The organism is Thermoplasma acidophilum DSM 1728 (assembly GCF_000195915.1).
In the GTDB taxonomy this organism is placed as follows: Archaea; Thermoplasmatota; Thermoplasmata; order Thermoplasmatales; family Thermoplasmataceae; genus Thermoplasma; species Thermoplasma acidophilum.
Window position 1 is genome coordinate 1,308,847 of record NC_002578.1, and the last position, 23,318, is coordinate 1,332,164.

Genomic DNA, 23,318 nt, shown 5'->3' on the forward strand with positions numbered 1-23,318 from the left:
GCGTATTTCATATCCATATTTAAATTGAGATGGCGTTCACCGCAGTATTCTCGGTGTAAAAATATCCTTTCTTGACATTTCATCGATCCTGTTGGCGATATACACCGCTATCTCCGGTGGCTTCATGAACTCTGTATTTACGACAATATCGTATATGGAAAGATCGTCTACGTCGATCCCATACAGCTTCCTGTACCTTTCCTTCTCCGATTTTTCACGCTTTTCCATGAGATCTCTTGCACTATCGATATCAATATTTTCCCTTCCAGCGAACCTTACGAGCCTGGTGTAATACGTTGCATAGAGAAAGATCCTGAATGCGTTTATTCCATTCAGGTACGATATCCAGCCGGCAAGCCGTCCCTCTACTATTATGTTGTCGTTGGCCTGCATAAACGCCTTCTGCGTTTCATCCGTATAATAATCTGCCTCTGGATGCGATTCGGAATATACGTTGAAGTCCTCTATACTCATATTCATCTTCCTGGCGGTTTCCCTGAAAAATGTACCGGAGGAGTATACGGTATATCCTGTTATCCTTGACAGTTCTGAACTGACAGTTGACTTGCCACTGCCGATCTTTCCGGCTATCGTTATCCTCATCGCAGTTCCCTGTTCAGTCAGTTGCCTTTGAAACAGACATCCTGCTGAGCTTCCTCAGCTTGAAGCTGAAGTCGATGTACTTCATGACCATGGTTACAAAGTAAGAAACAACAAGTTCGGTGAGGAAGTACATGAATATCCAGTATGGCATTATCCAGAAGTGGGCTGTCGTTATATTTATGTTGTAATCCCATGGAAATGCAACGTAGTTATATGGCAGGTTTCCTACAAACACGAAGAGCCAGGCGTAAAACAGTATTGTGACAACGCTGATAACCATGAGCGGCTTCATAGTGTTCATGGAGAGCTGATACTGATCCATCGACATCTGCATCCTCATGCTGTTGAGTTTGTTTATCTTCTTCATATCGCGTTCTCTGTAGGCTTCCCTTATGGCATCATTGAAGGCCTTCATTGTATTCTGCATCTTGCCCATTTTGACCCAGTCGGTGAAGAAATACCTTGGAATTGACAGTATAATACCTATTATAACACCGGTCAATATGATCGTGAGAACAGGATACCTATAACCAAATCCAATGGAAGGGATCAGCGCGAAATTGAGTAACCTTCCAACTGCATCCCTGGAAGATGGAGTTATGACAAGGAACAGCGATCCCAGCATGACCACCATATATATCATCTGGAAGGTCATCATCTTCTTCATAGCTTCCTGCTGTTCCTTGGGATACTGTTCAGTCAACTGCAATCACCTTTATGATATCATGTGCTGCCTTATCTGGTTTTCCCTCCTCGTTGGTTATGATCTTGACCGTTGCGCCGCTGAAGATTGAATAGGCCGCTGCAAAAGCCCTATTGATTTCCTGGTGCTCTCTTATGCTTTCGACTGAATCCTCATCCCTTGCCCTGGTCGGGTCGTTCTGCCTACGCCTCAGGATCAGCTCCGGATCTGCTTCGATTATTATGAATGCAGACGCATTTATCTCGCGCAGAACCCATTCCGGAAGGCCGGGGAGGTAACCGAACGGCGTCTTTATGGACATATGCGTGTCCACGATGACGTCTTCCATCCTACCTATCTCCGTAGCAGCGTTCTTCTGCAGATCTATCTGTATATCCCTCGAAAGCTTTCGCATCTGATCCCTGTTTTCCACAAGGCCCCGCTTTTTTGCCAGATCAAACATCAGCGTGCCATAGTTCACTATCTTTATGCCGGTCTCCTTGCTCACTATGTCCAATACAGTGGTTTTGCCCACACCTGCAACCCCGGTTATGACTGACCGCATTCAACCACCCACGAAGAACTGCCTTATAACAGGATGCATCTCCATTAGCTGCTCTCTTCCCATTGCCTCGTAGAACTGTATTATTATCCCGACAGCAAGAAGCAGACCTGTTCCGCTGGTGTCTCCAACTGTTCCGATGAGGTTGGCGCCCGCCGCAAGCAGGCCCACCACGGCACCGCTGAATATGGTTATGGCAGGTATGTATTTCTTGAGGACACGTTCCATGACCCTCGGATCCCTCCTGAAGCCTGGTATCTGCATACCGCTTGCCTGTATCTGCTTGGCAACAGCGGATGCCCCCATATTGGTGGTCTCAATCCAGAATATGGCGAAGAGTACGCTGAAACCAACCATGAAGGCTGTAAACACTATTATGTGTATAGCCTCCTGCAATGGCGTGTGACCCAGCAATATATTCTGATATCCGGATGGCTGCAGTATGGGGAAGAGCCAGTCTGATAGGCCGTTTGGAGAGAATAGGTAATATGCGAGACCTCCAGTAGGTGTTGTAGCCGAAATATTGAGTGCCGTTGCCTGAGCAGTCGTTGGATACGAACCAAGGAGAGGATTGTGACCAAGTATCGGCACCTTGCTGAGCACAGGGCTGCTCCAGAAAAGCAGCGTCCACATCGAAACGTTGGCAAGGAGCGCCGTAGCAAGTATAACCGGTATGTTAGATGCGTACAGAAGCTGCAGGGGATAGCGCCCCCTTGCACCTCTGACCCTTTCGTGCGATATTGGGAGCTCTATCTTGCTGCTCTGGAAATAAGCAACAAGGAAGAATATCAATAGCGTTCCAAGAACAGCTATCATTGGATTTGGAGGTGAGAACAGTATTTGGACAACGCCGTTTGTGAGCAGGTATGATGAGGATGAGTGCATTATTATGTAAAACATCTTTGGAAACGCACCTGCTGGTGGATTAGTAAGCGAGTAGGTCAAAGCATTATTCAGTGCCTGCCAGTTGAAAGCACCTATGAAAAGCTGTTCTGAAACATCTGCAGCTATGAAAAGAGATATTCCGGATCCGATCCCATACTTTGAAACGACCTCATCCATTAGAAACACGAGGTAGGAACCGAAGAAGAGCTGAAGTATTATTATGGTTTGTGCTAGGAACTCCCCATATCCAGGGAAGACGGCGTTTATCGAGTTGACTACCTTGGTATCAGGAACCAGGTAGCCAAAGGCCTGTGGTATCGCCTCCACGAATATCATTATTATTACCAGGAGCTTCTGAACTCCCTGATATATGGCCTTATCCTCGGCATTCTGAAGGTCAAGGTTGAATATCTTCGCGCCAACAAACAGCTGCATCACTATACTGGCTGTAACGATTGGGCCAATACCAAGATCCATGAGTGAACCGGATGCCCCTGCAAAGATCTCCCTGAATGATGCAAAGACATCTATGGTCTGTGCGGTGTTAAGGCCGTATATATATATGTTGCTCAGTGCAAAGTACAGTACCACGATGAGCGCAGTCCACATCATCTTGTACTTGAACTCTATATGACCCTTTGCCTTTTTTACAGCCGGAAGCTTCGCTGTCAGATCCTCGAGACCGTACAGCTTGCTCTTCTTTGGCCCTTTATAACTTGCAACCAAATAAATTATGTAAAATAGCGGTGCTATTATTACGCCGGCTATGGCGAGTTTAACGTATCCAAAGTGGCTGAAGTACCAGAATGCGATCATCAAGATCGCATAGACTATTATGAGGGGAAAGACAACTGAATTATTACGCTGAGCTTCCGTCATTTTCGATCTTCGAACCTATAGCTGAAAGCTTACTTATTGCTTTTTCGGTTGCCTTATCAATGATGATCGTTGACTTTACCGTAAAGTTTCCATTGCCGAGCAGCTTATCATAGCCTGCTGCCCTGAGATCCACTATTATCTCTCCGTTCTCCTCCCTCACGAAGCCGTCCCTCTTCAGGCTCTCGTACATGTATTCGACGTCGCCTAGGTTGATAGGCACTTCAACCTGCGAGATGTGATGGCTGGTGAAACCCTTTCCGCCAAAGTGCAGCGGGTCATATTTCACCATCCATATCCACTTGTGCTTTCCCATGCCGGCATTTCCGCTTCCACCTTTCTTGCCCTTGCCTCTGCCGGCCTTGAATCCGCGGCCGTAATGGCCACCGCGAAGCTTTTTAGTTCTCTCTCTTACCATTCAGATCCACCCCTGATATGATCATCCTTCTGATCAGCTGGTTTATGTCAGATCCCCTGTATCCAGAGGAACCGCCACTCCTGTATGACTTTCTGATAGCTTCATATCCGCCCTTTGGAGGATTTAGCCTTATGACAGGGACAGCGTCAGCGATCTCAGATGGCTTTATCTTTCCGTCGATGAGCGCCTGTGCCAGATCCCTGTATGATGTAAAGCCCGTCTTCTCCTTCAGCTCCTCCTCTGTGAGATGCTTTCTACCCCTGAACAGAAGCCTGTTCTTCAGGAGCAGCTCCAGAGTGTCTAGATCTATCTCACCCCATGTTACGTAATCTTTGACCTTCTGGAGCATGCCCTTCACCACTTCGTTCTCGTTGAGCAGCACCAGATGGTTGATCCTGTTAAGCCTCATAAGGTGCGCAGTGTCAGCTATATCCTCCTTGATGCCAGTTCTACCCCTAATCCTTATGACCGCTAACATTTACAACACTCCCCGAATATATAGGTGTAGACAGTACTATACCCGGATTTATCCTCACTTTCGACGTCTCTTTCAATGCATTGTAGACCGCGAGCGCGTAGTTCACCGTTGTCTTCGTGTGTCCTGCTGCAAATCCCCATGCATCCTCAATACCGGCTATGCTGAGTATCGTTCTGGCAACATCTCCAACGGCAAGACCGACACCCCTCGGCGCGGGCTTCAGGGTTATCCTTACCGAACCTGACTTACCCTGTACTAGGAAAGGCAGAGTGTGTGCCCTGCCACATCCGCATTCCCAGGAACCACAGCCCCTTCTTATCTCCATTATATTCAGCTTAGCGTTTATCAGAGCCTTTCTTATTGCCGGAGCGGCTTCCTTGGAACGTCCTATGCCGAGACCAACGTATCCGTCACCGTTTCCCACGACAACGGTTATTGAATAGGTCATCCTCCTTCCAGAGTCTGTCATCCTCTGGGCTCTCTTTATGTCGATGACCTCGTCCTTCAGATTGGGGAGAAGGTAATCAACTATTTCGTACTCCTTGAGAGGTAACTTGCTTCTTAGGGCTTCTCCCATAGTTTTTATCTGACCTGAGGCAACAAGCTTGCCCAGCTGCGTCTTTGGAACCCATTCTTCACTCATGCTTTTTCCTCCATCTTCTTAAAGTTCTTAACTATCTCCGAAATCTTAACTGGAGATTTGAGGTGTTTTCCATCAATCCGCTTCTTATCTGGAAACACATCCTCACCGTGTGGCACCTCGATACCTGCGTCTGTGAATCCCTTTAGGCACGCAGCGATCCTTCCACCCTTCCTGAACTTTCTTCTGCCGGTATCCAGCACCGCGCTCTCCACTCCGTTCTTTTCAGATTCAATTCCGGCTATGTAACCGACAAGGTAACAAACCTGTATGTTGTTCCCTCTGAGATCTACGCCGTATTTGGCCAGTGTTTTGTCAGTAACTGTGAAGAGTATCCTGTCGCCGATGTCTGAATACTCTGCCACCTGGGCTATGACGCCCTTTCCCGTTATTCTAACTATGAACCTTTTTTCTCTTGATTTCAATAGTTTGAGCCTCTTCGAGTAATCTGTAATTCCAGCCTCCTTTCTCTTGAACACCATGGATATCACTCACCCACCAAACCTGCACTCTTCAGATGAGACAGGAGCTGCGATCTTGACCTTATTGATCCGCTCTTTATGAATCTATAGTACTTCCTATATGTTTCCTTCGTTATCTTACCTTCGCTCTTAAGGGTCCTGAGCTCATCCCTGAGAGCCCTAATAGTATCTATCCAGCGATCCTTGCGCGGATATCTTGCATACTTTGTTCCCCTTAGTGATCCTGGACCGCGCCTCCTGTCCTTGGAGAGCTGCTTTATTCTCTTCTTTAGCCTTCCATTTGATATGCCCTTCTTCTGCTTTATCTTTATAACGTCCTGTTTCATCAGGGCTATCACATCCTGCCTGGTGGCGGCCTCCATGACACGATCTACCTTGTTCGTGTCTATGTATACCCTGGATGTACCGACGCCCTTGATGTCAGCAACGATCCTTTTAACACTGTCCGAACGCATCGATTTCACCTTCCATTGAGCACCTTGAGGTTGAGCTCTTCGGATCTCTTTATGATCTCCTGCCGCTTACGGGATCCTACGCTGGATGCTATTCTCACTGCCTGAAATCTTGGATCTACGGATTCAAGCTCATTTACATTGTGGATAAGAACCTCGTAGTATCCTGACGGATGCATGCCTCTTACCGCCGATGGGGATCTGAAACCGGCATCGACAACTGGCGGTCTCCTGGCGAGGTGTTCCCTCAACTTGGAATGCTTCCCTCTGGGCTTTCTCCAGGCATCTCCGAGCTTCTTGTACCTGAACCATTCCTGGCGGTGGAATTCTACCCTCTTCCTAGCCATAACGTTCTTGATCTTGAGCAACCTGCGCTGGTTTTCATCAAGCAATCTGTTCATCTCATTCACCCTTTGAAATCAGGTATATTCCATCCTGGAAGACCCTTGGATCGAAGCCCTTGATTATAGTCGATCGTTCTATATTCGCAGCGGTCTCCCCAACATCCTTTTTAGATATACCCGCAATATAAACACGGTCGCCTTTCACAGTAACCGTAGTATCACCAACGATCTCTGCAGTCCTCGGAGATCTTTCCCCGAAGAAGTTTTCGATAACCACCGTCTTTCCTTTGACCGATACCCTCATTGGGAAATGGCTGTAATCGATCTTCATCTCATACTGGAAGCCATCCTTCAGTCCCTTGATCATGTTGTTTATCTCAGAAGCCCATGTTCCAACTATTCCCCTTACCATGGAGTTGTTCTTGCTGGCATTGATCTTTATTGTGCTGCCATCTTCAACCAGCTTTACGTAATTGTTTGCGAAATTCTTTGATATCGTTTTGCCTCCATAGGATATCGTCACGGTGGTCCCAGATATGGATACCTTGAAACCATCCGGGATCTTTATGGATCTAGCTTCCTTCCAATTTATCATTTCAACACCTCAATACACATAGGCCAGAAGTTTACCCCCGATGCCAAGTTTCCTTGCCTCTATATTACTCATCACACCCTTTGTTGTGGTGAGTATAAGTATACCAAAGTCCTCGGCGGGTAGGTATCTGGCCTCATACTTCTCAAGATTCTCATTTTTCACTGGGAATCTGGGCTTAATGACGCCGCAGTTATTTATGGTTGTGTTCAGGACTATCTTGAACTTTCCACCCCTGCTCTCGTCTATCACCTCAAAGCTCTTTATGTAATTGTAGTCCTGCATAACTTTGAGAACCTTACCTATGAGCTTTGCTGCTGGCTCAGCGATTATCTCTCTCTTTCCGAGCCTCGAAGCGTTCTTTATCGAGTTTATGACATCATTTAGCGTATCATTCTTCATGAGGACCCCTCAGCTGTATTTCTCAAATCCTAACTGCCTGGCAGTTTCTCTGAAGCACTGTCTGCACAGGTGCAGACCATACCTTCTCACAATACCTCTTTTCCTTCCGCATCTAACGCAACCATCAATGTGCCCGTATTTCTTCTTCGGTTTGAGTTTCACCTGCGACAATATATCACCTCACAACTGTAACTTTAAAATTCTTCTGCAGGAAATCCTGCGCCTCTTCCTTTCTTACCCTTATACTGTTCGGTATGGTCTTTGATCCTATCCTTCTCCTCTCTATTCTGTATCCGCCTCGCCTCCTGAAAACGATAGCAACATCCATTCCGAATATCCCTATGTCAGGATCATACTTCATACCCTTGAAATCCGTGTAGTCGGATATACCAAAGTACGCGTTTCCGTGCTTGTCGAATGAATAGTCTGTTATCTTGTAGTCCTTTACGTAGAAAGCCTTCTGCAGAAATTCCATAGCATCTTTCTTCCTGAGAGTGACCTTCACTCCTATGGGCAGACGCTTCCTTATGTTGAAGTCGCGGATGCTCTTCTTGGCGAGCGTGTTAGTTGCCTTATGGCCTGTGAGCATCTCGAGAACCTTTGCAGCCTTTGTTAATCTGTCTCCAGCCTGTCCCACTCCTATGTTCACGACAACCTTGTCTATAATGACCTCTTCCATTGGATTCATGGGATCACCTCCTCAGGACTAAGTACAAAGGAGAACTTCGAGCTTCCAATCATGAACACGTGATCCTTTATGGTGGAGAAACCCTCCTGGAAATGAACCAGGTTAGCCGATGAACCTTCCTTGGCCTCTATTTTGCTTATCGTCCCTGTCTGGTTAACGTGGGAACCTGCAGTGATGTACGCCTTGTTGCCGGGCTGCATCTTTATTATCTCGCTTATCTTCATATCCGGTACGGAAACGGCCCAGACGTCTCCGACCTTTTTGCTCTTGTCATCCGTTATGAAGGTTCTGCCGTCGTGGGTTCCAAGCTGAATTCTGTTTCCAGGGGCTATTACTTTTGATCTTACCTTGAGCAGTTTCATCGAGGCCCTTTCCTTGGTCTCCTTCATCAGCACCAGCGCACCCTGGTCATTGTATACTACTCTATAGGATTCACCATTTATCTCTATAACATCCATGAATCCTACTGCGAACTTCTTCTCTCTCACAGTCTTGCCGTCCACCTTGACCAATCCGTTTGCCAATATCCTGGCCGCCTCCCGCTCCTTGTCGGAAAGTTTAAGGTAGTCCCTTATGATCGAAAGCAGCGTGACTGATTGATCTTTTGGATGCATGCCTGGATTTGGTGTTGGACCCCAGAAGTAGGTTTTTCTCGGGATCTTGACCTGTCTTGATACCATCAGTCTCTTAGTTTTGTTTATCATTATCATCCACCTCTGTTTTCTCCTCCGCTACGGCTTCTTCCTTGGCTTCCTGGGCCTCCGCCGTCTCCTCTTTCCTAGGTTCTGGCTCTGGTTCTGGCTTCTCGACCACTATGTTCTTCCTTGCAGCAAGGGACTTTATCTTATCGAACCTGTCACCGCGAGACAGATCGAGATGAGTTATCTGGAGCTTCTCCGGCTGGATGCCAAATCCCTTTTGCTTTCCATCTGCCCTTGCTATTGTTATCCCCTCAACGACGACGAGCCCGGAGGCATGATCAACCTCTGCTACCTTGCCCCCTTCTCCCTTCCTGGATCCGCTTATGACCTTGACCACGTCTCCCATTATAACTGGGAAAGACCTTATTCCGTATTTTTTCCTCAGATCCTTGCTGAGAGACACTTCCATCTTTCTGTACATATGATCACCTTAAACTATAATTGAAGCTATAGCGGCTATTCTGGGCCATCTTTCAGCGGCCTCTCTTGCCACCGGGCCCTTGATCTCAGATCCACGGACCTCGCCATCCGGCGTGACCAGAACTGCAGCATTATCTTCGAATTGCACCATTGTGCCGTCCGGCCTGCGGTACGGGCGCTTCTGCCTTATGACAACAGCGTAAACTACCTTCGATCTCATCTCCGGTGTACCCTTCTTGACGCTGGCCATGAACATGTCGCCAACTCCTGCGGCGGGTATTCTTCTGGCCTTTCCATGCCATGCCTTCACGTCTATAAGGCTTATTGATCTTGCTCCTGTGTTGTCGGCACAGGTTATGTTAGCTCCAAGTGGCAATCCTCTAGTCTGCCTACCGGCTATTCCCTTCATTGATTCACCTTTTCAACAATGACAAAAGAAATCGTCTTGGCTAACTTCCTGCATTCGGCAAACCTGACTGTATCGCCAGGCTTGATCTTTATGCAGTCAGGAACATGAACGTGATACTTCTTTATCTTGGTAGCCTTTCTTTCATACTTAGGTATGTACTGCTGGTACTCCCTTGCAACAACAGCACTTTTCGTCATATTTGCAGACACAACCTTGCCCGTAAGAACCTGCCCTCTGACAGACAGCTTCCCGTGGTACGGGCAGTGCGGGTCGTTGCATTCACTCTCTGGCAATTTGACATCAAGTCCAATATTACGCGTATACATTTTCTTACCTCCTCAGATCTCGCAAAATTCTGCGGTATTCTCTCAGCCTGTCCTCAGGCCGCATGTTTATAAGATCACCATCAACAAACTGACCGTTAATCCTGAATTTCCTGAGATGTTTCGGTATCATTATCCTCTTTCTACCGGTATCTATTTCGAGCGTATTCTTTGTCTCGAAGGAAACCAGGCCAGTCCTTCCTATTTCGGACCTGTTCGGGCTGTCCACGATCGATACTTCCATGCCTGTGAACTCATCAAGGTATATCATTTCATTCAACGCTCGCTTTGAATCCCATATCCTCGAGGTATTTCTTGACCTCTTGGCGATGGTCTCCCTGGAGTTCAATTATCCTCCCCTCCTTCACTGTACCGCCAGAGGCAACCTTCTTCTTCAGTTCTTTAGCGATCTTCTCTATGTCCTCTGTCTTGGGATCGATGCCCTCGATGATCGTTACGAACTTACCGTATCTCCTCTTGTCGACCATTATCTTTACAGCCTGTGTTTCCCTTCCGAATCCCTCCCAAGGCTGTAGTTCCTTGGGCATGCCGGTGAAATTTTTATCCTTCATTTACCTTTTTTCCTCCCTCTCAACTGTAAGCAACCTGGCTATCTGGCGCCTTATGCCGCGTACCTTGCCAGGACTGGGAGAAGAACCTCCCATTGATATAAGGGCCCTCTCATGCAGAAGGCTTTCCTTAAGATTCTTCAGCGTTTCCTGTCTCTCTTCCTTCGACATCTGTCTGATCTGCTTTGCTCTCAGTTCCAACCTCTTCACCTCCGGTTATGTTCTCTATGCTGAATACATCTGGCAGCTTGTACTCTGGATTGAGGATTTTAACCGTCACTCCAAGTATACCCACCTTCAGCTTCGCGGTGGAGAACCCAGTTATCATTCCCTTGCTGCCCGGCTCTCCTGAATATTTAACATTCCCGTATATGAATTTCTGATACCTTGCACGCTCTCCTGATATCTTTCCCGATATCTTTATGAGCACACCCTTTGCTCCGGCCTGTATGGTTCTGTTAAGCGATGTATTTCCAGCTTTCCTGTAAGACCAGCCTTTCTCGAGCGATAGTGCGATCTTCTTTGCTATCACGGATGGGTTAAGATCCGGATCTTTGACGTCCTTGACCTCTATCTGTGGCGTCTCTATTCCATATTTTTTCTCTAGCGTGTCTGTCATCTGCTGTACCTTGCTCCCACGCCTTCCTATGACCAGCCCTGGCCTGTTCACGTAAAGGGTTATATTGGTGCCGAACGGCGTTCTCTTCATTACCATGTTTCCAAAGCCAGCGTTCTCCGTCTCCTTGACGACGTATTCGCAAACAAGCAACCTCTTGACTGCTTCGTTAATGAACTTTCTCTCCTTCATTCTGATCCCTCCGTTACTATGATCTCAAGGTTGATCAGATCTTTGAAGTTCGCACCCGCCCTTCCATAGGCCTTCGGCGTATACTTCTTTATCATCCTTCCCTTATTTGCAGCTATGTGCTTTATGACCAGATTATCGGTGTTGAGTCCCTTGAACTCAGCGTTGTTCTCCACGTTCTCCAGTAGCTGCTTGAATGCCTTAGCTGCTTTAACGGGATATCTTCCGGGGCCAACGCCCGGTCTGTGTGAGACGGAATCAAGATACCTGAAATACGGTATAGCGTAGGTCTTGTTGATCACAGCATCTATTATCTCCTTGGCCCTTGAGAGTGGCATTCCTCTTAGATGGTGCGCTATGTTGACGGAGTCTTTCAGCGATATGTCAGCCTCTCTTATTCTGGCCTTTGCGTGATTTCCTTCAATCTCCATTGAATATCCTTTCATGATGATCACTTCAGCGGCATGAACTTAGATGAACGGGTTGCGCCTACGCCCGGGCCTGAGTGCTTTACTTCCTTTCTCGTCATGACAAATTCACCAAGATAATGCCCTATCATCTCAGGTTTTATTTCAAACTTGAAGTAACTGTTTCCATTGTACACTTCGACTATCTTTCCAACGTAATTTGGCAGTATAATGACGTCCCTGACGTGTGTCTTCACGTCTTCCTCATCGCTCTCAAGCTTCTCCATGAGCTTCTTTTGTTCGTAGTTAGGTTCCCTTAACAGAGTCCTTCTTGCCCTTGCCGGTAGGATCTTTATGAGTTCTTCCATGCTCATCTTCTGAAGATCCTCAAGTGAGTATCCCTTGTATGTGAACTCCTTCGCTCTGCCACTAACAACTTTCTTTGATTTCCTGGCCTTTCTCTTTATTGATTTTACAGAACCCTGCTTATTAACGACCATTTACTCTCCTCCTCTTTGGTGAAAGCCTTCCAACCTTCCTTCCTGGTGGAGCATTTCTACCGACCGTACTTGGCCTACCAACATGCTGGTGGTTACCTCCTCCATGCGGATGATTCACAGCATTCATGGCCACGCCTCTAACAGTGTATGGACGCTTTGCTTTGCTCCTCAGATAGTGAACATGCGTACCTGCCTTCAATATTGGCGGATCTTTAATACCGGATGCCGCAACAACTCCCAGTGTCGCTCTGCACCTGGGATCAAAATCCCTCATCCTTCCAGAGGGAAGCTTGAGAGTTACGTGCTGCCCATGGGAAACGACCAATGCAAAGGTACCAGCACTTCTGCAGAACTCGCCCCCGTCACCTGGACTGCTCTCTATGTTGTAGACATAGCTCCCATCCGGAATGTTTGCAAGGACAGTCGTTGTACCTGGAGAAACGCTGTCAACGTTACCTGCCACAATGTTCTGCCCGACAAATGCCCCTGTGAAGGCTATCTGATAGGCCTTCTTCCCATCACTGCCCATAAGCTCTAGAAGTGGAGCGTTTCTGCCTGGTGCGTGTATTATATCCTTTATGACGTATGTACCCTGATCTACGTGCTTCACTTCAGTGATGTGACGATGGCTCGGGCTCCTGTACACAAGGCTCCCATGACCTCTCCTCTGCGGAATTATATGCTTACCCATAATTCACCTCAGAATACACCTATACGCTCAGCTATCTCTTCAGCCGAGTACTCCTTGGCAAGCTTCACTATGGCCTTCTTACCCTTCTTGGTTATCATGACGTTGATACCCTCTACCTTAACTCCGAACCGCTCCTCTACCTCTTTCTTGATCATCTCTCTGTTCGCATCTCTCCTCACCATGAGGGTGAGCTTGTTCTCCTTCTCAGCCATGAGAGCGGTTTTTTCAGTTGAGAGTGGAGATATTATTATATCACCCTTCATTGATCCACCTCTTTCAGTGATTCTATCGCACCTTCCGTAAATATTGTGAGCCTTCCGCCTACTCCTCCAGGGGCAAGCTTTCTTATGCTGAGTGAGTTGGGTGAGGCAATATCTACCCCTGGCAATGATCTGAACGCCTTCATGGCTGATGAATTCCTGGCCACTATGAGTACGCTCTTCGGCTGCTTGTACCTTCTTCCCCTCATCTTTCCGCGACCTGCCCTTATATGCTTGCCCTCTCTGGATCTCTCTATATCCTCGTATACACCCAGATTCTTAAGAAGCGCGATGGCATCCTTAGTCTTGTTTATGCCTTCAACGCCATCCTCAACAACTATAGGAAGCTTGAGACCTTCTTTGAATCTGTGCCCTCTCTTCTTAACGGCTTCAACGGACGCGGTAAGCGCAATTGCCGAATATTTAGCCATTTTTCTCTCTCTGTCGTTGATCTTGACATAGAGATTCTTTGTTGTCCTTGGAGAATGTGCGCTCTTTCCTCCCACTGCACTCGCTATGCCAACAACCCTTGATCCACCCGCAATTCTTGGCATTCTCGAGATGCCGAGACCTGGCCTGGTAGTGTGCCCGACCCGCCTCATACCGGCAAGCGGGGAAGATCCATAGGGCTGCCTCATGGAAAGGGAGATGGCCCTAAAGGCCCGTCTGATGATATCCTCCCTCACCTCTGTATCAAATACCTCCGGAAGGTCTATTTCTCCCTTCATCTCACCGGAAACTGAATAAATAGGTACTTTCGTATTCAATCACCCTGCTTTGATTCCAATGATATGTACTCTAGCTTTACCTCTTCTATGTCCGGCACCTTCTGCCTTGCCGGATCTCTCATCTTGATAAGCCTCTTCGAAGCCCCAGGTATTGAGCCAAACAGCAGCACATAATCATTCTTCACAAATCCATAATGGAGGAAACCGCCACGAACGTTTATGGAATCCACCTCTTCCTTGTTCCCATATTTTATGACTCTGACGTTGCTGATCGTTCTCTGCTGGAATCCCATCTGACCGGCCTGCGGAACAGTGTTCCTGACCCAGTCAGGATGCCATGGCCCCAGAGTACCGATCATCCTCCTGTGCTTTCTGTTCTTCCTAGGTAGCAATTTCACGCCAAATCTCTTCACGTGTCCTGTGAAACCCTTGCCCTTTGTTATAGAGACAACATCCACGAACTTTCCAGGCTTGGAGAAATCGGTGAACGTTATCTGCTTTCCCAGATGATTCTTCGCATATTCCAGCCTCTCCTTAACAGAGTTGCCACCGCCGATCCTGAGCTCGAATATCTCCGGTTTCTTTGAAGGTATCCCAGGTACATCCTTGTTTCTAGTTGCCACTATTATTCTCACGTCTTCATAGGATTCCGGCGGATCTCTCTCAGCGACCTTCTTGATCTCCGGGATCTTCCTGAATATTTCCTTATCAAGATCCTTCGCCCAGGCCTCGAAGACAACGACGAGATTGCCCTCAGCATCCTCATCGTAGAGGCGGTACCCAACCACATCTAGGGGTGGGACCTCCACAACGGTCACCGGTACAAGTATTGGTTGGCCCGCCGTGACGCTCTTCTTCCTGTAATCTATCATTTCCACATGCGTCATGCCCACTTTGAAACCAGCGAACCCCTGTACCTTGACCTCGCCCTTTATCTCAGGCCAGCTTCTGATCTTCGGATCTACACTTTTTGCTCTTACTCTGGGGTAATATGCCATTGACCCCCTTCTCGAATGATGAGGCGTCGCCATCTAATTCACCACCTTACACCGTTACACGTCGTATGTCGATCTAAAACCATAGACCGACCACTCTGGGACTCACACGGGAGTTGCCCAAACGTGTATGGCTTTATGGCGCTTTTTTCAGCACCGTAAAGACAGCTCTATCGAGCACTTACAGCCCTAATGCAAACATGGTTATTAATATTTCTTGAAACTAACACGGGCATAAACCAGTAAATGGAGAATGTTCCTAGGTTGTTCCATATTTTAAGCAATGAAAAGCGATCGATAATATAATAATTGGATACATATTCATAGGTTTTTAATGGCAGACTCCAGATCCGGATACTGGAAGCTGAATCCAGAACCCGTTAATTTCTTTGGGGCTACTCTCTGGCCACTCATCAGTTCCCTGTACATTTCTGATCCGAGAATCAGTTTGCCGATGAATTCAGGTATTTTCATTTCTTTATAGCCCTTCTCTCTTGCTATTGCATGTGCTAGATCTGCGAAAGATACCGGAGATGGCGCCGCCATATTTACCGGCCCAGATATATCCTTATTTTCCATGAGGAACTTGACAGCGTTTACATAGTCCTTGATATGAATCCACGATACGGGCTGATCTCCATCACCAAAATAGTATACCCTCCTGGATCTGGAATTCATGATGCGTGCCAGAAAGCCCCCACTGCTGCTCAGTACGTTGGAAGTTCTCAAAATGACCGTTCTCGTATATCTCGAAGCTTTTAGGGCCTCGTCCTCCCATGCATTAGCTAGCTCCGCAAGAAAACCCGTTCCAGGGGGCGAGTTTTCATCGAATACAGTATTTTCACCATATCCATAGTATCCTATTGCAGAACCGGAAAGGAATGCCTCAGGCTTGCTGTCAAGCGATGAGATGAATTCGACCATTCTCCTCGTGCTCTCAATTCGGCTTCTTATTATCTCTTCCTTTATCTTCGGGTTCCAGCGTTTTGATCCTATATTGTATCCGGCCAGATTTATGACAACATCACAGTGCCGTATCTTTCTGAGATCGTTCCAGTTCACAAGATTTATATTTCCATCAGTCCTGGAAGGACCACGCGTTATGACGTTATACGTATTTCCCTGAATCTCAGTTATTGCTCTACCTATGAGGCCGGTACCGCCGGATATCACAATGTCCATTGTGCAATCAGAGTATACCCATATTAAATACTTTCTTAGCTTTCAGTGTTCGAGTATCTTTTTCAGTACATGCAAACTCCCATGCACGGCGCAGTAAGTGCGTATTTTGTTATGAAGAAGAAGCTAGTGCCATGCGGTTGAACGCTTCAGGCAAAGAATTAATAAGCCACAAGCTTTTGATCGCCGTATAGAGAGACGACGATGAGGCCAGCTGAGAAGACAAGAAAGAACCTGATAAAAGAGAGGATCACGGTCAGTGCTAGAACTCTTCTGCTAAGAGTTAATCCAACTGGAGACCAGAACCTTGGAAAATATGCTTATTATGCCTTCATATTTTCAATTCTAATCCTCTTTGCCGCAGTAATAGCGCTTACAAATGCATATCTGCATTATGTAAACGTATCATCATATTATTCATATGAAAGGAAGATACTGGCACCCTTTTCGCTTACCGGATATGAGGGTATGTTCTTCGTTGTGGCATTTGCACCGCTCCCAGATTATCTTATAATTCCCTTCTATGGTTATCTGTCCTCCATAGGCGAGTTCAATGTATTCGCCGCATTTTTTGTTTCTCTCATGGCAATGCTGTTCGAGATGGGCATAGAATATGCTGGAGGTCGATTGGCAGGGAGGGCCATACTTCTTAAAGCCTTATCGTACTTCAAGATAACAGAAAATGATCTTGAGGTCGCGGATAAATGGATAAGAGATCACGGCCCATTTTCAATATTCGTTGCCACTTTTATTCCATACTTCAAGAATGTCACATCGATCGCAGCCGGTACTCTGAAGATGAATGCACCATGGTTCTTCCTGTCTAATTTTGCTGGTTTTGCCATAAGGTTTGGGCTTCTTATATATATCGGATACTCCGGCGTATTTGTGCTGACACCATCATTCGATTACCGTCACCGATTAGGGATAGCAATCCTGGGCGTGATCGCGCTGCTCTATCTTACAGGCTACCTTATAAACAAGGCGAACACGATCATATCGCACAGGGCAGGGAATAGCAGATCGTAAACAAATATGTATACTTCAGCGTCCATAGCATTTAGAGAAATGTTATAACGCTTGATTTAATATGGATAAGAATGAATGGTATTTATCTATTCGTTGTCCTCCTCATTTCATGGATAGCAATCGTTTATCTGCTCTCACCTTACATAAAGCGTTCAAAGCATTTCTCACTTTTTGGCCCTGCGATAATGCTAAAATTCGTAAAGAACAGAGGAGTTATTGAAGGCATATCCAAAAAATTCCCTGCAAAAGCTTTCTCTAAGGTCTCTGTCATAGTGGTCATAATTGCAGGAATAGTTGCGCTGGTTAGTCTGATCTACAGCGCTTATCTGGCTTCATTTATAAGACCCAGCCAGGCACCTCCAGTCACTGAATTCCTGGGTCTTCCTGGTATTAATCCCGTCATCCCAATAGGGTATGGCATAGTGGCCCTTGTGGTCTCCGTGGTTGTGCATGAGATGATGCACGGCGTAACCGCAAAAAGGCATGGCCTTAAGGTCGATTCAGTCGGTGTGTTGTTTTTCATAGTTCCCGTCGGTGCATTTGTGGAACCCAACGAAACCGAGATGATGAGTGCAGATCCAGTCATCAGGAGGAGGATATTTGCTGCAGGTCCTGGTGTAAATATAATTATAGGCATTATACTGGCCATACTGATCTCAACTGTTATGTTCTCAAGTGCAGCCCCGGTTCATAACGGAGTCTACGTGCAGAGCTCGGATCCGCAGGTGAATCCGTCCATCCCAGCTGGAAACGAGATAATAGCCATCGGCAATTATACCGGCAACAACGTAACCACGGCCTTGATAAATTCCAATCTAGCACCTGGTTCAAATGTTAATGTCAGCCTGTTCAACGGAAAGAACGTAAAGCAGGTCGAGGCGGTTGCAGGCATTGTAATAGTATCTACATTGCCTGGTTATCCGGCTGCAAATGTGAGTGTTCCCTCCAATTCCGTGCTTCTATCCATAAACCATACCGAGATAAGGAATGAGACCGTGCTGACCGATGTTCTGGATGCGATACCGCCTGGGACAACGATATCCATGACCGTGCTGGTTATGCCATCCCACACCGTCAGGACATTTAACATGACCACAACTTCCGCTTACAGGTACTATGCACAATATGACCCCAGCGCAAATAATCCCGCCTACAGGGATTACAGCTTCGTTGGAATATCGATATCCTATATGGGCATAACAGGGTACCAGATGAACGAACTCAGGAACCTCATATTCCTCAGGGAGTTCTATTCTAATCCCGTGGAGGGTTTCATAGAGGCTATAGGCCTTCCCTTCTACGGCCTCAACCCCGTTCCGGTATCGATGGCCAGCATGTTCTCCGTTCCGTTCAGTCCGCTGATATTCTGGGGCATGCTGAACACGTTTTACTGGTTCTTCTGGATAAACATACTGCTTGGCATAACAAACGCACTGCCCTTCGCCTTCTTTGATGGCGGGCAATTCTTCAGGGACACGCTGACGATAGCTGGAAGAAAATTCAGATCGCTGTCCAACGAGAAGGTCGTTAACCAGATCATGTATTTCATGAGCTTCCTGGTCTTCTTCCTCATCCTGTGGGAACTGATAGTACCAAGAATAATTTAATCAAATAGCCCTGGGCAGATTCGAACTGCCGTCGATGGGTCCAGAGCCCATAATGCTTGGCCACTACACCACAGGGCTGCGGGTGGTGAATTTCAATTTTCTTTAATAATCTTTTCATTCGGACTGCGAATTCAGATTCTGAATCAGATATTGTTGAAATCTATCTTTGCCTTGGACGGATCCTTGGCTATCATGGCTACCCTGCTTTCGACCCTGTCAGCAACGAATGTGTAACCTAGGCGGTTGGCCAGATCATTGGAGAACTCCAGTATCTCAGCGTGTGATGGCATGTGCGATGCCTGTAGCTTTGTCATCGATGAACCCACGTGTACATAGCCCTTCGATTCTATAAAGTCTGGATCAGCCTTTCTATCAAGAGCTGCGTATTCGTCAAGGTATGGCATATTGACACCATGGACGAGCGTGTGCCTTATCACTATCCTGGTGTCAAGGCTTGGCAACAGTTCAAGCGTTCTCATGAGGTTCTCCCAGCCATTTCCTATTGATGGATTTAGTAAATCGTTGAATATCTTCTTATTTGGGGCTGCAACTGTAACGTATAACTGTGTTGGAAGGGGATCCAGCCTCTCAAGAACTGAAGGCAGCGTACCATTTGTTACAAGGAACGTGCTTATGCCACGCTTCTTTGCAGCTGCTATGAGTTCACCGAGCCTCGTGTAAAGTGTCGGTTCGCCTGTGAGCGATATGGCCATATGCTTGGGATGCGTTGCCTCTTCCCATATTTCCTTGGAAACTTTCGGGTTTCCCTTGAATCCAGATATGAGTTTCAGATGCTGCTTTATGCTTTCTTCAAGTATGAATTCAGGATCGTCCTCGTCTGATATATGCATAGAGTCGAAACCCTGAAACCTCCAGCAGAATGCACAATTCTCGGTGCATGCATTAAGCGCTGGGGTCATCTGTATGCACTGGTGCGATTTTATGCCATAGAAAGTGTTCTTGTAGCAACCTGGCCCACCAAGGAGCTCATCCTTCGTCCAATGGCAGACCTTAACTGCCGAATGCCTCCCGACAAGACCGTAATGTTCCTTGCGATAGATATCAGCGTATATATTCTGCACGAGAAAAGGATAAGAAACTGGTATTTAACCAGTTCGTAAAAATTGTTTTTAAAAATTATTCAAATTTTCAGTCCTCAGAGGACTCGCTGCTGCTTCCGCTCTTTGGTGGGTTGCTAGAGGAACTGCTTGACTTCGTTGCTATGACATCATCAATGCGCAGTATCATTATGGCAGCCTCAGTTGCAGACTCTATGGCCTGCTTGCCCACCCTTATGGGCTCTATCACGCCGTTCTTCACCATGTCCTCGATTTCGCCGGTGAAGACATTTATACCATATGTCTTGTTGCCCTTGGCGTGCTCTGCCCTGAGCTTTAGCAGTATGTCGATCGGATCTAGACCTGCGTTCTCCGCGAGTGCCCTGGGTATTTCCTCGATCGCATCCGCAAACTTCTCGATGGCCAGCTGCTGCCTGCCACCGATCTTCTGGGCATATGACCTGAGCCTGAACGCTATCTCGGCTGCTGTAGCACCGCCGCCAGCAGCGTATGCACCATCTTCAAGGGCACTGGCCACGACGTGCAGCGAATCGGTTATTGATCTCTCCATTTCATCTACCACGTGCTCAGTCTCTCCCCTGACAAGTATGCTGACCGCCTTTGGATTCTTGCAGCCCGTCACGAACGTCATGTAGTCCTCTCCGACCTTCACCTGCTCGACTCTCTCTGCGGTTCCCAGATCGGATGATGATATCTCATCTATGGTCGATACAATGGAAGCCCCTGTTGCCTTTGCGAGCTTGTCCATATCGCTCTTTTTGACCCTGCGTACTGCGTATATTCCAGCCCTGGAGAGATAGTGCTGTGCCATGTCATCTATGCCCTTCTGCGTTATGACCACGTTCGCACCCACGGATTTTATCTTGTCCACCATCTCCCTGAGCATGTTCTCTTCCTGGGCCAGGAACTTCTGTATCATTGATGGATCCTCTATCCTGAGGTTTGTATCGAACTCAGGTTTCTTTATCTCAAGTGGAGCATCAAGCAATGCTATCTTTGCATCCTTGACCACATCTGGCATGCCCGGATGCACCTTTTCCTTGTCAACGATTATACCATTTATGAGCTGCGTGTCATCAATGGCACCGCCCTGTTTCTTCACGACCTGTATGTTGTCAAAATCGACGTAATACTTGCCGTCTCTCAGCTCAGCAACCGATTTCACTGCCTCATATGAGATCTCGGCCAGCTTGTCCTTAGCAACAGAGGCGCTCTTGCTGTTGAGAGAGGTCTGAGCCATCTTAAGGAGTAGTGCCTTCTCATCAGCACCTATCTTGGTCGATATTTCATCAATGACTCTCTTTGCCTCCTCTGAAGCCATCCTGTATCCTTCAGATATCACTGTCGGATGTACATTCTGGTTTATCAGGCCCTGTGCCTGCTGGAGCAGACCGCCAGCTATTATCACTGCCGTAGTTGTACCGTCTCCCACGAATGAGTCTTGTGTCTTGGAGACCTCAACCATCATCTTTGCAGCAGGATGCTCAACGTCCATCTCCTTCAGGATGGTCACACCATCATTAGTTATGACTATGTCGCCGAGCGAGTCCACGAGCATCTTGTCCATGCCCCTTGGGCCAAGGCTCGACCTCACGGAATTTGAAATTGCAATGGCAGCCTCAATGTTCTCCTTCATTGCGTCTTTTCCGCTCTCTCTCTTTGTTCCTTCTTTAAGAATGAATATAGGTTGTCCAGCTATCATGGCTATCCAATGGAGTAAAAATAAACTTCTATATAAGTGTTTCTGAAGGGATATGCGAACCAGCTAAGCAGAAGAAAGAACATAGTTGTACAGCGCTGCCTTAAGTTCTCTAGCGGCACGTTCCGGATCAGGATCTGAAAATATGGCGGATACAACGGCTACCCCATCTATGCCATATCCGGAGAACGTCCTGATGTTGGATATGTTTATTCCCCCTATCACGAACACAGGTATTCTGATGTATTTGTGAATGCCCTCAAGTACATGGATATCATAGACATCGGCATCCTTTTTTGTGTCCGTGTGAAAGAACGGACCGAAAGCGACGTAATCTGCTCCATTCTTTTCTGCAAAAATTGCCATTTCTCTGTCCCCATAGGTTGAGTAGCCGATTAATCCATCAAAGATCCTCCTTGCGTCTGGCAGAGGCATATCGTCTTTCCCTATATGCACACCATCAGCCTGTACCTCAATTGCAAGCTGCACATCATCGTCTATGAAGAACAGAATATCGTACCTGTTGCAGATCTGCTTTACCTTTCTTGCGACATCAAGCCTCACAGATCTTGGATTAGATTTGTCTCTGTACTGCACAATATCGACGCCACCAATTATAGCTTCCTCTATTATATTGAAGAAATTTTTACGGCTGTAATCCTCCGTCACAAGGTAGAGGCCCTTGATCCTTCTGCCCTCGAGCTTCATTTCCAGTCCTCGCTTATCCCGAATTCCACGGCTGTCCAGAATGGATCCTTCTGAGGCGGCCCGATCGTTCTTTTCTCCCTGCCAACGATTATCCTTTCACTAGGATCGGCAGTCATCTCTCCGATCACGTTTGCATCTATTCCATTGGCCTTTAGTGAGGATACAAGATCCTCTGCATGGTCCGGTTTTACTGTTATAAGAAGTGCACCCTCGCTTATAGCCATAAGTGGGTCTATGGAGAAAATTGAACAGACTCTCTTCACGTAGTCGTCTACTTTTATGCTGTCTTCATGAATCCTTATGCCGTTTCCGGAGGAGTCAGCAATTTCGAAGAGCGCCCCGAGAAGACCTCCTTCTGTTACGTCGTGCATTGCCGTTACCCTTGTCCTGAGCCCGAATCTCTTACACACGAGGCTTTCATGCACGGTAGTAAGCTTTCTGAACAGATCCACTCCGTAGGAGAATAATTCATCACCCAGCTTCGCCTTTATGGTGCCTGGAAAGAGCCTTGTAAGAAGGGCAGCAGCCTCTATTGCGGGAGTCTTGGTAAGTACAACCTTGTCTCCCGGACGTGCCATAGCGCTTGTGACGTATTCATCCTCGCCGATGAAGCCCATTGCGGTGATCCCGCCTATCATTGGAAATGATGTGCCGGCATACCTTGCCGTGTGCCCTGTTATTATGGATGTGCCGAATCTGGCTGCTTCCTCCGTAAAGGCGTTCCACATCCTTGATATCTCCTCATCGGTCATTGAGAGTGGCAGATTCAGATCGACGGTCATATAATCAGGATTTGCCCCTGACGTGAGCAAATCCGAAGCAAGTATGTGATAGGCAAACCAGGCTGAATCTTCGTAACCAAATACAGGATCGAAATAGAATGGATCCGTTGTTACGGACATAACACGCCCGTCACCTATTTTTATGATGCCAACATCAACTCCATTTGCTGGCGGGACGAGATCTTCCTTATGCCGGATGCCGGTCTTAGAAAGTATCATAGATGTGAAGAAATTCCGATCGAGCTTTCCTGGTTGTTGCATGCTTGTGTATGCCAGAATATGATAAAATCATTGTCGGTCTAAATTAGCTATATGCTAATATT

At 47.0% G+C, this 23,318-nt stretch carries 35 protein-coding genes and 1 tRNA gene; 2 read left to right on the top strand and 34 right to left on the bottom strand.

Annotation, left to right across the window (positions count from 1 at the left end):
- Positions 1-36: 36 nt before the first annotated feature.
- The 29 genes from cmk to TA_RS06565 all read right to left on the bottom strand — a co-directional run bounded on the left by cmk (position 37) and on the right by TA_RS06565 (position 16,094).
- The gene (gene cmk, locus TA_RS06430; protein ID WP_010901652.1) at positions 37-603 is read right to left on the bottom strand and encodes a (d)CMP kinase; all 567 of its coding nucleotides are present in this window, start codon (positions 601-603) and stop codon (positions 37-39) included.
- 13 nt (positions 604-616) lie between these two features.
- On the bottom strand, positions 617-1,306 hold the full coding sequence (locus tag TA_RS06435; RefSeq protein ID WP_156778539.1) for a DUF106 domain-containing protein: 690 nt from the start codon (positions 1,304-1,306) through the stop codon (positions 617-619).
- Positions 1,299-1,850 (bottom strand): adenylate kinase, encoded by a 552-nt coding sequence (locus TA_RS06440; RefSeq protein ID WP_010901654.1) that lies wholly within the window; start codon positions 1,848-1,850, stop codon positions 1,299-1,301. The genes TA_RS06435 and TA_RS06440 overlap by 8 nt, the downstream gene beginning before the upstream one ends.
- Entirely contained in the window at positions 1,851-3,611 is a 1,761-nt protein-coding gene (gene secY / locus TA_RS06445; protein ID WP_010901655.1) for a preprotein translocase subunit SecY, read from the bottom strand. It lies immediately after the preceding gene.
- The gene (locus TA_RS06450; RefSeq protein ID WP_010901656.1) at positions 3,592-4,026 is read right to left on the bottom strand and encodes an uL15m family ribosomal protein; all 435 of its coding nucleotides are present in this window, start codon (positions 4,024-4,026) and stop codon (positions 3,592-3,594) included. Before TA_RS06450 ends, secY begins: the two co-directional genes overlap by 20 nt.
- Positions 4,007-4,504 carry a 50S ribosomal protein L30 gene (locus tag TA_RS06455; protein ID WP_010901657.1) on the bottom strand — a complete coding sequence of 166 codons (498 nt, stop codon included), beginning with the start codon at positions 4,502-4,504 and terminating at the stop codon, positions 4,007-4,009. The genes TA_RS06450 and TA_RS06455 overlap by 20 nt, the downstream gene beginning before the upstream one ends.
- The gene (locus tag TA_RS06460) at positions 4,482-5,147 is read right to left on the bottom strand and encodes a 30S ribosomal protein S5 (RefSeq protein ID WP_010901658.1); all 666 of its coding nucleotides are present in this window, start codon (positions 5,145-5,147) and stop codon (positions 4,482-4,484) included. The genes TA_RS06455 and TA_RS06460 overlap by 23 nt, the downstream gene beginning before the upstream one ends.
- Positions 5,144-5,626 (bottom strand): 50S ribosomal protein L18, encoded by a 483-nt coding sequence (locus TA_RS06465; protein WP_010901659.1) that lies wholly within the window; start codon positions 5,624-5,626, stop codon positions 5,144-5,146. The genes TA_RS06460 and TA_RS06465 overlap by 4 nt, the downstream gene beginning before the upstream one ends.
- Before the next feature lie 5 nt (positions 5,627-5,631).
- Positions 5,632-6,081, bottom strand: coding sequence for a 50S ribosomal protein L19e (locus tag TA_RS06470; protein WP_010901660.1), 450 nt, complete (start codon positions 6,079-6,081; stop codon positions 5,632-5,634).
- A 5-nt stretch (positions 6,082-6,086) separates the two neighbouring features.
- Positions 6,087-6,479 carry a 50S ribosomal protein L32e gene (locus tag TA_RS06475; RefSeq protein WP_010901661.1) on the bottom strand — a complete coding sequence of 131 codons (393 nt, stop codon included), beginning with the start codon at positions 6,477-6,479 and terminating at the stop codon, positions 6,087-6,089.
- A 1-nt stretch (position 6,480) separates the two neighbouring features.
- Positions 6,481-7,017 (bottom strand): 50S ribosomal protein L6, encoded by a 537-nt coding sequence (locus TA_RS06480; RefSeq protein ID WP_010901662.1) that lies wholly within the window; start codon positions 7,015-7,017, stop codon positions 6,481-6,483.
- A 9-nt stretch (positions 7,018-7,026) separates the two neighbouring features.
- On the bottom strand, positions 7,027-7,416 hold the full coding sequence (locus TA_RS06485; RefSeq protein WP_010901663.1) for a 30S ribosomal protein S8: 390 nt from the start codon (positions 7,414-7,416) through the stop codon (positions 7,027-7,029).
- Between the two features lie 9 nt (positions 7,417-7,425).
- On the bottom strand, positions 7,426-7,587 hold the full coding sequence (locus TA_RS08035; RefSeq protein ID WP_010901664.1) for a 30S ribosomal protein S14: 162 nt from the start codon (positions 7,585-7,587) through the stop codon (positions 7,426-7,428).
- 4 nt (positions 7,588-7,591) lie between these two features.
- Positions 7,592-8,104: a 50S ribosomal protein L5 gene (locus tag TA_RS06490; RefSeq protein ID WP_010901665.1), complete on the bottom strand. Its 513-nt coding sequence runs from the start codon at positions 8,102-8,104 to the stop codon at positions 7,592-7,594.
- Positions 8,101-8,808, bottom strand: a complete 708-nt coding sequence (locus TA_RS06495) for a 30S ribosomal protein S4e (RefSeq protein ID WP_048162044.1) — start codon at positions 8,806-8,808, stop codon at positions 8,101-8,103. Before TA_RS06495 ends, TA_RS06490 begins: the two co-directional genes overlap by 4 nt.
- Positions 8,792-9,226 (bottom strand): 50S ribosomal protein L24, encoded by a 435-nt coding sequence (gene rplX, locus TA_RS06500; RefSeq protein WP_010901667.1) that lies wholly within the window; start codon positions 9,224-9,226, stop codon positions 8,792-8,794. The genes TA_RS06495 and rplX overlap by 17 nt, the downstream gene beginning before the upstream one ends.
- Before the next feature lie 9 nt (positions 9,227-9,235).
- Positions 9,236-9,634 carry a 50S ribosomal protein L14 gene (locus TA_RS06505; RefSeq protein WP_010901668.1) on the bottom strand — a complete coding sequence of 133 codons (399 nt, stop codon included), beginning with the start codon at positions 9,632-9,634 and terminating at the stop codon, positions 9,236-9,238.
- A complete protein-coding gene (locus TA_RS06510) occupies positions 9,631-9,960 on the bottom strand; it encodes a 30S ribosomal protein S17 (RefSeq protein WP_010901669.1) in 330 nt (109 codons plus the stop codon). The genes TA_RS06505 and TA_RS06510 overlap by 4 nt, the downstream gene beginning before the upstream one ends.
- 4 nt (positions 9,961-9,964) lie before the next feature.
- A complete protein-coding gene (rnp1, locus tag TA_RS06515) occupies positions 9,965-10,306 on the bottom strand; it encodes a ribonuclease P protein component 1 (protein WP_241761827.1) in 342 nt (113 codons plus the stop codon).
- Positions 10,230-10,529 carry a translation initiation factor gene (gene yciH / locus TA_RS06520; protein ID WP_010901671.1) on the bottom strand — a complete coding sequence of 100 codons (300 nt, stop codon included), beginning with the start codon at positions 10,527-10,529 and terminating at the stop codon, positions 10,230-10,232. The genes rnp1 and yciH overlap by 77 nt, the downstream gene beginning before the upstream one ends.
- Positions 10,530-10,697, bottom strand: a complete 168-nt coding sequence (gene rpmC / locus TA_RS06525; RefSeq protein WP_048162046.1) for a 50S ribosomal protein L29 — start codon at positions 10,695-10,697, stop codon at positions 10,530-10,532. It lies immediately after the preceding gene.
- Complete coding sequence (locus tag TA_RS06530) at positions 10,657-11,334, bottom strand: 30S ribosomal protein S3 (RefSeq protein ID WP_010901673.1); 678 nt, start codon at positions 11,332-11,334, stop codon at positions 10,657-10,659. Before TA_RS06530 ends, rpmC begins: the two co-directional genes overlap by 41 nt.
- Positions 11,331-11,777, bottom strand: a complete 447-nt coding sequence (locus TA_RS06535) for a 50S ribosomal protein L22 (protein WP_048162406.1) — start codon at positions 11,775-11,777, stop codon at positions 11,331-11,333. The genes TA_RS06530 and TA_RS06535 overlap by 4 nt, the downstream gene beginning before the upstream one ends.
- 5 nt (positions 11,778-11,782) lie before the next feature.
- Positions 11,783-12,238, bottom strand: a complete 456-nt coding sequence (locus TA_RS06540) for a 30S ribosomal protein S19 (RefSeq protein WP_010901675.1) — start codon at positions 12,236-12,238, stop codon at positions 11,783-11,785.
- Positions 12,228-12,929: a 50S ribosomal protein L2 gene (locus TA_RS06545; RefSeq protein ID WP_010901676.1), complete on the bottom strand. Its 702-nt coding sequence runs from the start codon at positions 12,927-12,929 to the stop codon at positions 12,228-12,230. The genes TA_RS06540 and TA_RS06545 overlap by 11 nt, the downstream gene beginning before the upstream one ends.
- 8 nt (positions 12,930-12,937) lie before the next feature.
- Positions 12,938-13,192 (bottom strand): 50S ribosomal protein L23, encoded by a 255-nt coding sequence (locus tag TA_RS06550; protein ID WP_010901677.1) that lies wholly within the window; start codon positions 13,190-13,192, stop codon positions 12,938-12,940.
- Positions 13,189-13,956, bottom strand: coding sequence for a 50S ribosomal protein L4 (rpl4p, locus tag TA_RS06555; protein ID WP_010901678.1), 768 nt, complete (start codon positions 13,954-13,956; stop codon positions 13,189-13,191). The genes TA_RS06550 and rpl4p overlap by 4 nt, the downstream gene beginning before the upstream one ends.
- Entirely contained in the window at positions 13,953-14,948 is a 996-nt protein-coding gene (gene rpl3p / locus TA_RS06560; protein ID WP_010901679.1) for a 50S ribosomal protein L3, read from the bottom strand. Before rpl3p ends, rpl4p begins: the two co-directional genes overlap by 4 nt.
- A gap of 285 nt (positions 14,949-15,233) precedes the next feature.
- Complete coding sequence (locus TA_RS06565; RefSeq protein ID WP_010901680.1) at positions 15,234-16,094, bottom strand: TIGR01777 family oxidoreductase; 861 nt, start codon at positions 16,092-16,094, stop codon at positions 15,234-15,236.
- Positions 16,095-16,295: 201 nt separating this feature from the next.
- Between TA_RS06565 and TA_RS06570 the strand changes: the two genes are divergently transcribed.
- Both TA_RS06570 and TA_RS06575 read left to right on the top strand, forming a co-directional pair.
- On the top strand, positions 16,296-17,120 hold the full coding sequence (locus TA_RS06570) for a DedA family protein (protein WP_010901681.1): 825 nt from the start codon (positions 16,296-16,298) through the stop codon (positions 17,118-17,120).
- Positions 17,121-17,191: 71 nt separating this feature from the next.
- Complete coding sequence (locus TA_RS06575; protein ID WP_010901682.1) at positions 17,192-18,727, top strand: site-2 protease family protein; 1,536 nt, start codon at positions 17,192-17,194, stop codon at positions 18,725-18,727.
- A 5-nt stretch (positions 18,728-18,732) separates the two neighbouring features.
- Here the strand turns inward: TA_RS06575 and TA_RS06580 are convergent.
- The 5 genes from TA_RS06580 to TA_RS06600 all read right to left on the bottom strand — a co-directional run bounded on the left by TA_RS06580 (position 18,733) and on the right by TA_RS06600 (position 23,256).
- A tRNA-Gln gene (locus tag TA_RS06580) sits at positions 18,733-18,805 on the bottom strand.
- 65 nt (positions 18,806-18,870) lie between these two features.
- A complete protein-coding gene (gene twy1 / locus TA_RS06585) occupies positions 18,871-19,809 on the bottom strand; it encodes a 4-demethylwyosine synthase TYW1 (RefSeq protein ID WP_010901683.1) in 939 nt (312 codons plus the stop codon).
- Between the two features lie 67 nt (positions 19,810-19,876).
- A complete protein-coding gene (thsB, locus tag TA_RS06590) occupies positions 19,877-21,508 on the bottom strand; it encodes a thermosome subunit beta (RefSeq protein ID WP_010901684.1) in 1,632 nt (543 codons plus the stop codon).
- Positions 21,509-21,571: 63 nt separating this feature from the next.
- Positions 21,572-22,213, bottom strand: a complete 642-nt coding sequence (gene thiE, locus TA_RS06595; protein WP_010901685.1) for a thiamine phosphate synthase — start codon at positions 22,211-22,213, stop codon at positions 21,572-21,574.
- On the bottom strand, positions 22,210-23,256 hold the full coding sequence (locus TA_RS06600) for an AIR synthase family protein (protein ID WP_048162051.1): 1,047 nt from the start codon (positions 23,254-23,256) through the stop codon (positions 22,210-22,212). The genes thiE and TA_RS06600 overlap by 4 nt, the downstream gene beginning before the upstream one ends.
- Positions 23,257-23,318: the final 62 nt, after the last annotated feature.

Excerpts from the sequence above, each read along its gene's own strand:
- TA_RS06565 (WP_010901680.1), bottom strand. The coding sequence starts at position 16,094 with ATGGACATTGTGATATCCGGCGGTACCGGCCTCATAGGTAGAGCAATA.
- TA_RS06485 (WP_010901663.1), bottom strand. The coding sequence starts at position 7,416 with ATGAAGAATGATACGCTAAATGATGTCATAAACTCGATAAAGAACGCT.
- TA_RS06545 (WP_010901676.1), bottom strand. The coding sequence starts at position 12,929 with ATGGGTAAGCATATAATTCCGCAGAGGAGAGGTCATGGGAGCCTTGTG.
- rpl3p (WP_010901679.1), bottom strand. The coding sequence starts at position 14,948 with ATGGCGACGCCTCATCATTCGAGAAGGGGGTCAATGGCATATTACCCC.
- TA_RS06470 (WP_010901660.1), bottom strand. The coding sequence starts at position 6,081 with ATGCGTTCGGACAGTGTTAAAAGGATCGTTGCTGACATCAAGGGCGTC.
- secY (WP_010901655.1), bottom strand. The coding sequence starts at position 3,611 with ATGACGGAAGCTCAGCGTAATAATTCAGTTGTCTTTCCCCTCATAATA.
- TA_RS06490 (WP_010901665.1), bottom strand. The coding sequence starts at position 8,104 with ATGAATCCAATGGAAGAGGTCATTATAGACAAGGTTGTCGTGAACATA.
- TA_RS06540 (WP_010901675.1), bottom strand. The coding sequence starts at position 12,238 with ATGGTCGTTAATAAGCAGGGTTCTGTAAAATCAATAAAGAGAAAGGCC.
- TA_RS06495 (WP_048162044.1), bottom strand. The coding sequence starts at position 8,808 with ATGATAAACAAAACTAAGAGACTGATGGTATCAAGACAGGTCAAGATC.
- cmk (WP_010901652.1), bottom strand. The coding sequence starts at position 603 with ATGAGGATAACGATAGCCGGAAAGATCGGCAGTGGCAAGTCAACTGTC.
- TA_RS06530 (WP_010901673.1), bottom strand. The coding sequence starts at position 11,334 with ATGAAGGAGAGAAAGTTCATTAACGAAGCAGTCAAGAGGTTGCTTGTT.
- TA_RS06510 (WP_010901669.1), bottom strand. The coding sequence starts at position 9,960 with ATGTATACGCGTAATATTGGACTTGATGTCAAATTGCCAGAGAGTGAA.
- rpmC (WP_048162046.1), bottom strand. The coding sequence starts at position 10,697 with ATGTCGAAGGAAGAGAGACAGGAAACGCTGAAGAATCTTAAGGAAAGC.
- thiE (WP_010901685.1), bottom strand. The coding sequence starts at position 22,213 with ATGAAGCTCGAGGGCAGAAGGATCAAGGGCCTCTACCTTGTGACGGAG.
- thsB (WP_010901684.1), bottom strand. The coding sequence starts at position 21,508 with ATGATAGCTGGACAACCTATATTCATTCTTAAAGAAGGAACAAAGAGA.
- TA_RS06450 (WP_010901656.1), bottom strand. The coding sequence starts at position 4,026 with ATGGTAAGAGAGAGAACTAAAAAGCTTCGCGGTGGCCATTACGGCCGC.
- rplX (WP_010901667.1), bottom strand. The coding sequence starts at position 9,226 with ATGTACAGAAAGATGGAAGTGTCTCTCAGCAAGGATCTGAGGAAAAAA.
- yciH (WP_010901671.1), bottom strand. The coding sequence starts at position 10,529 with ATGAAGGATAAAAATTTCACCGGCATGCCCAAGGAACTACAGCCTTGG.
- TA_RS06505 (WP_010901668.1), bottom strand. The coding sequence starts at position 9,634 with ATGAAGGGAATAGCCGGTAGGCAGACTAGAGGATTGCCACTTGGAGCT.
- TA_RS06600 (WP_048162051.1), bottom strand. The coding sequence starts at position 23,256 with ATGCAACAACCAGGAAAGCTCGATCGGAATTTCTTCACATCTATGATA.
- TA_RS06570 (WP_010901681.1), top strand. The coding sequence starts at position 16,296 with ATGAGGCCAGCTGAGAAGACAAGAAAGAACCTGATAAAAGAGAGGATC.
- TA_RS06440 (WP_010901654.1), bottom strand. The coding sequence starts at position 1,850 with ATGCGGTCAGTCATAACCGGGGTTGCAGGTGTGGGCAAAACCACTGTA.
- TA_RS06480 (WP_010901662.1), bottom strand. The coding sequence starts at position 7,017 with ATGATAAATTGGAAGGAAGCTAGATCCATAAAGATCCCGGATGGTTTC.
- TA_RS06475 (WP_010901661.1), bottom strand. The coding sequence starts at position 6,479 with ATGAACAGATTGCTTGATGAAAACCAGCGCAGGTTGCTCAAGATCAAG.
- TA_RS06455 (WP_010901657.1), bottom strand. The coding sequence starts at position 4,504 with ATGTTAGCGGTCATAAGGATTAGGGGTAGAACTGGCATCAAGGAGGAT.
- TA_RS06550 (WP_010901677.1), bottom strand. The coding sequence starts at position 13,192 with ATGAAGGGTGATATAATAATATCTCCACTCTCAACTGAAAAAACCGCT.
- TA_RS06465 (WP_010901659.1), bottom strand. The coding sequence starts at position 5,626 with ATGGTGTTCAAGAGAAAGGAGGCTGGAATTACAGATTACTCGAAGAGG.
- TA_RS06575 (WP_010901682.1), top strand. The coding sequence starts at position 17,192 with ATGAATGGTATTTATCTATTCGTTGTCCTCCTCATTTCATGGATAGCA.
- TA_RS06460 (WP_010901658.1), bottom strand. The coding sequence starts at position 5,147 with ATGAGTGAAGAATGGGTTCCAAAGACGCAGCTGGGCAAGCTTGTTGCC.
- TA_RS06535 (WP_048162406.1), bottom strand. The coding sequence starts at position 11,777 with ATGAAAGGATATTCAATGGAGATTGAAGGAAATCACGCAAAGGCCAGA.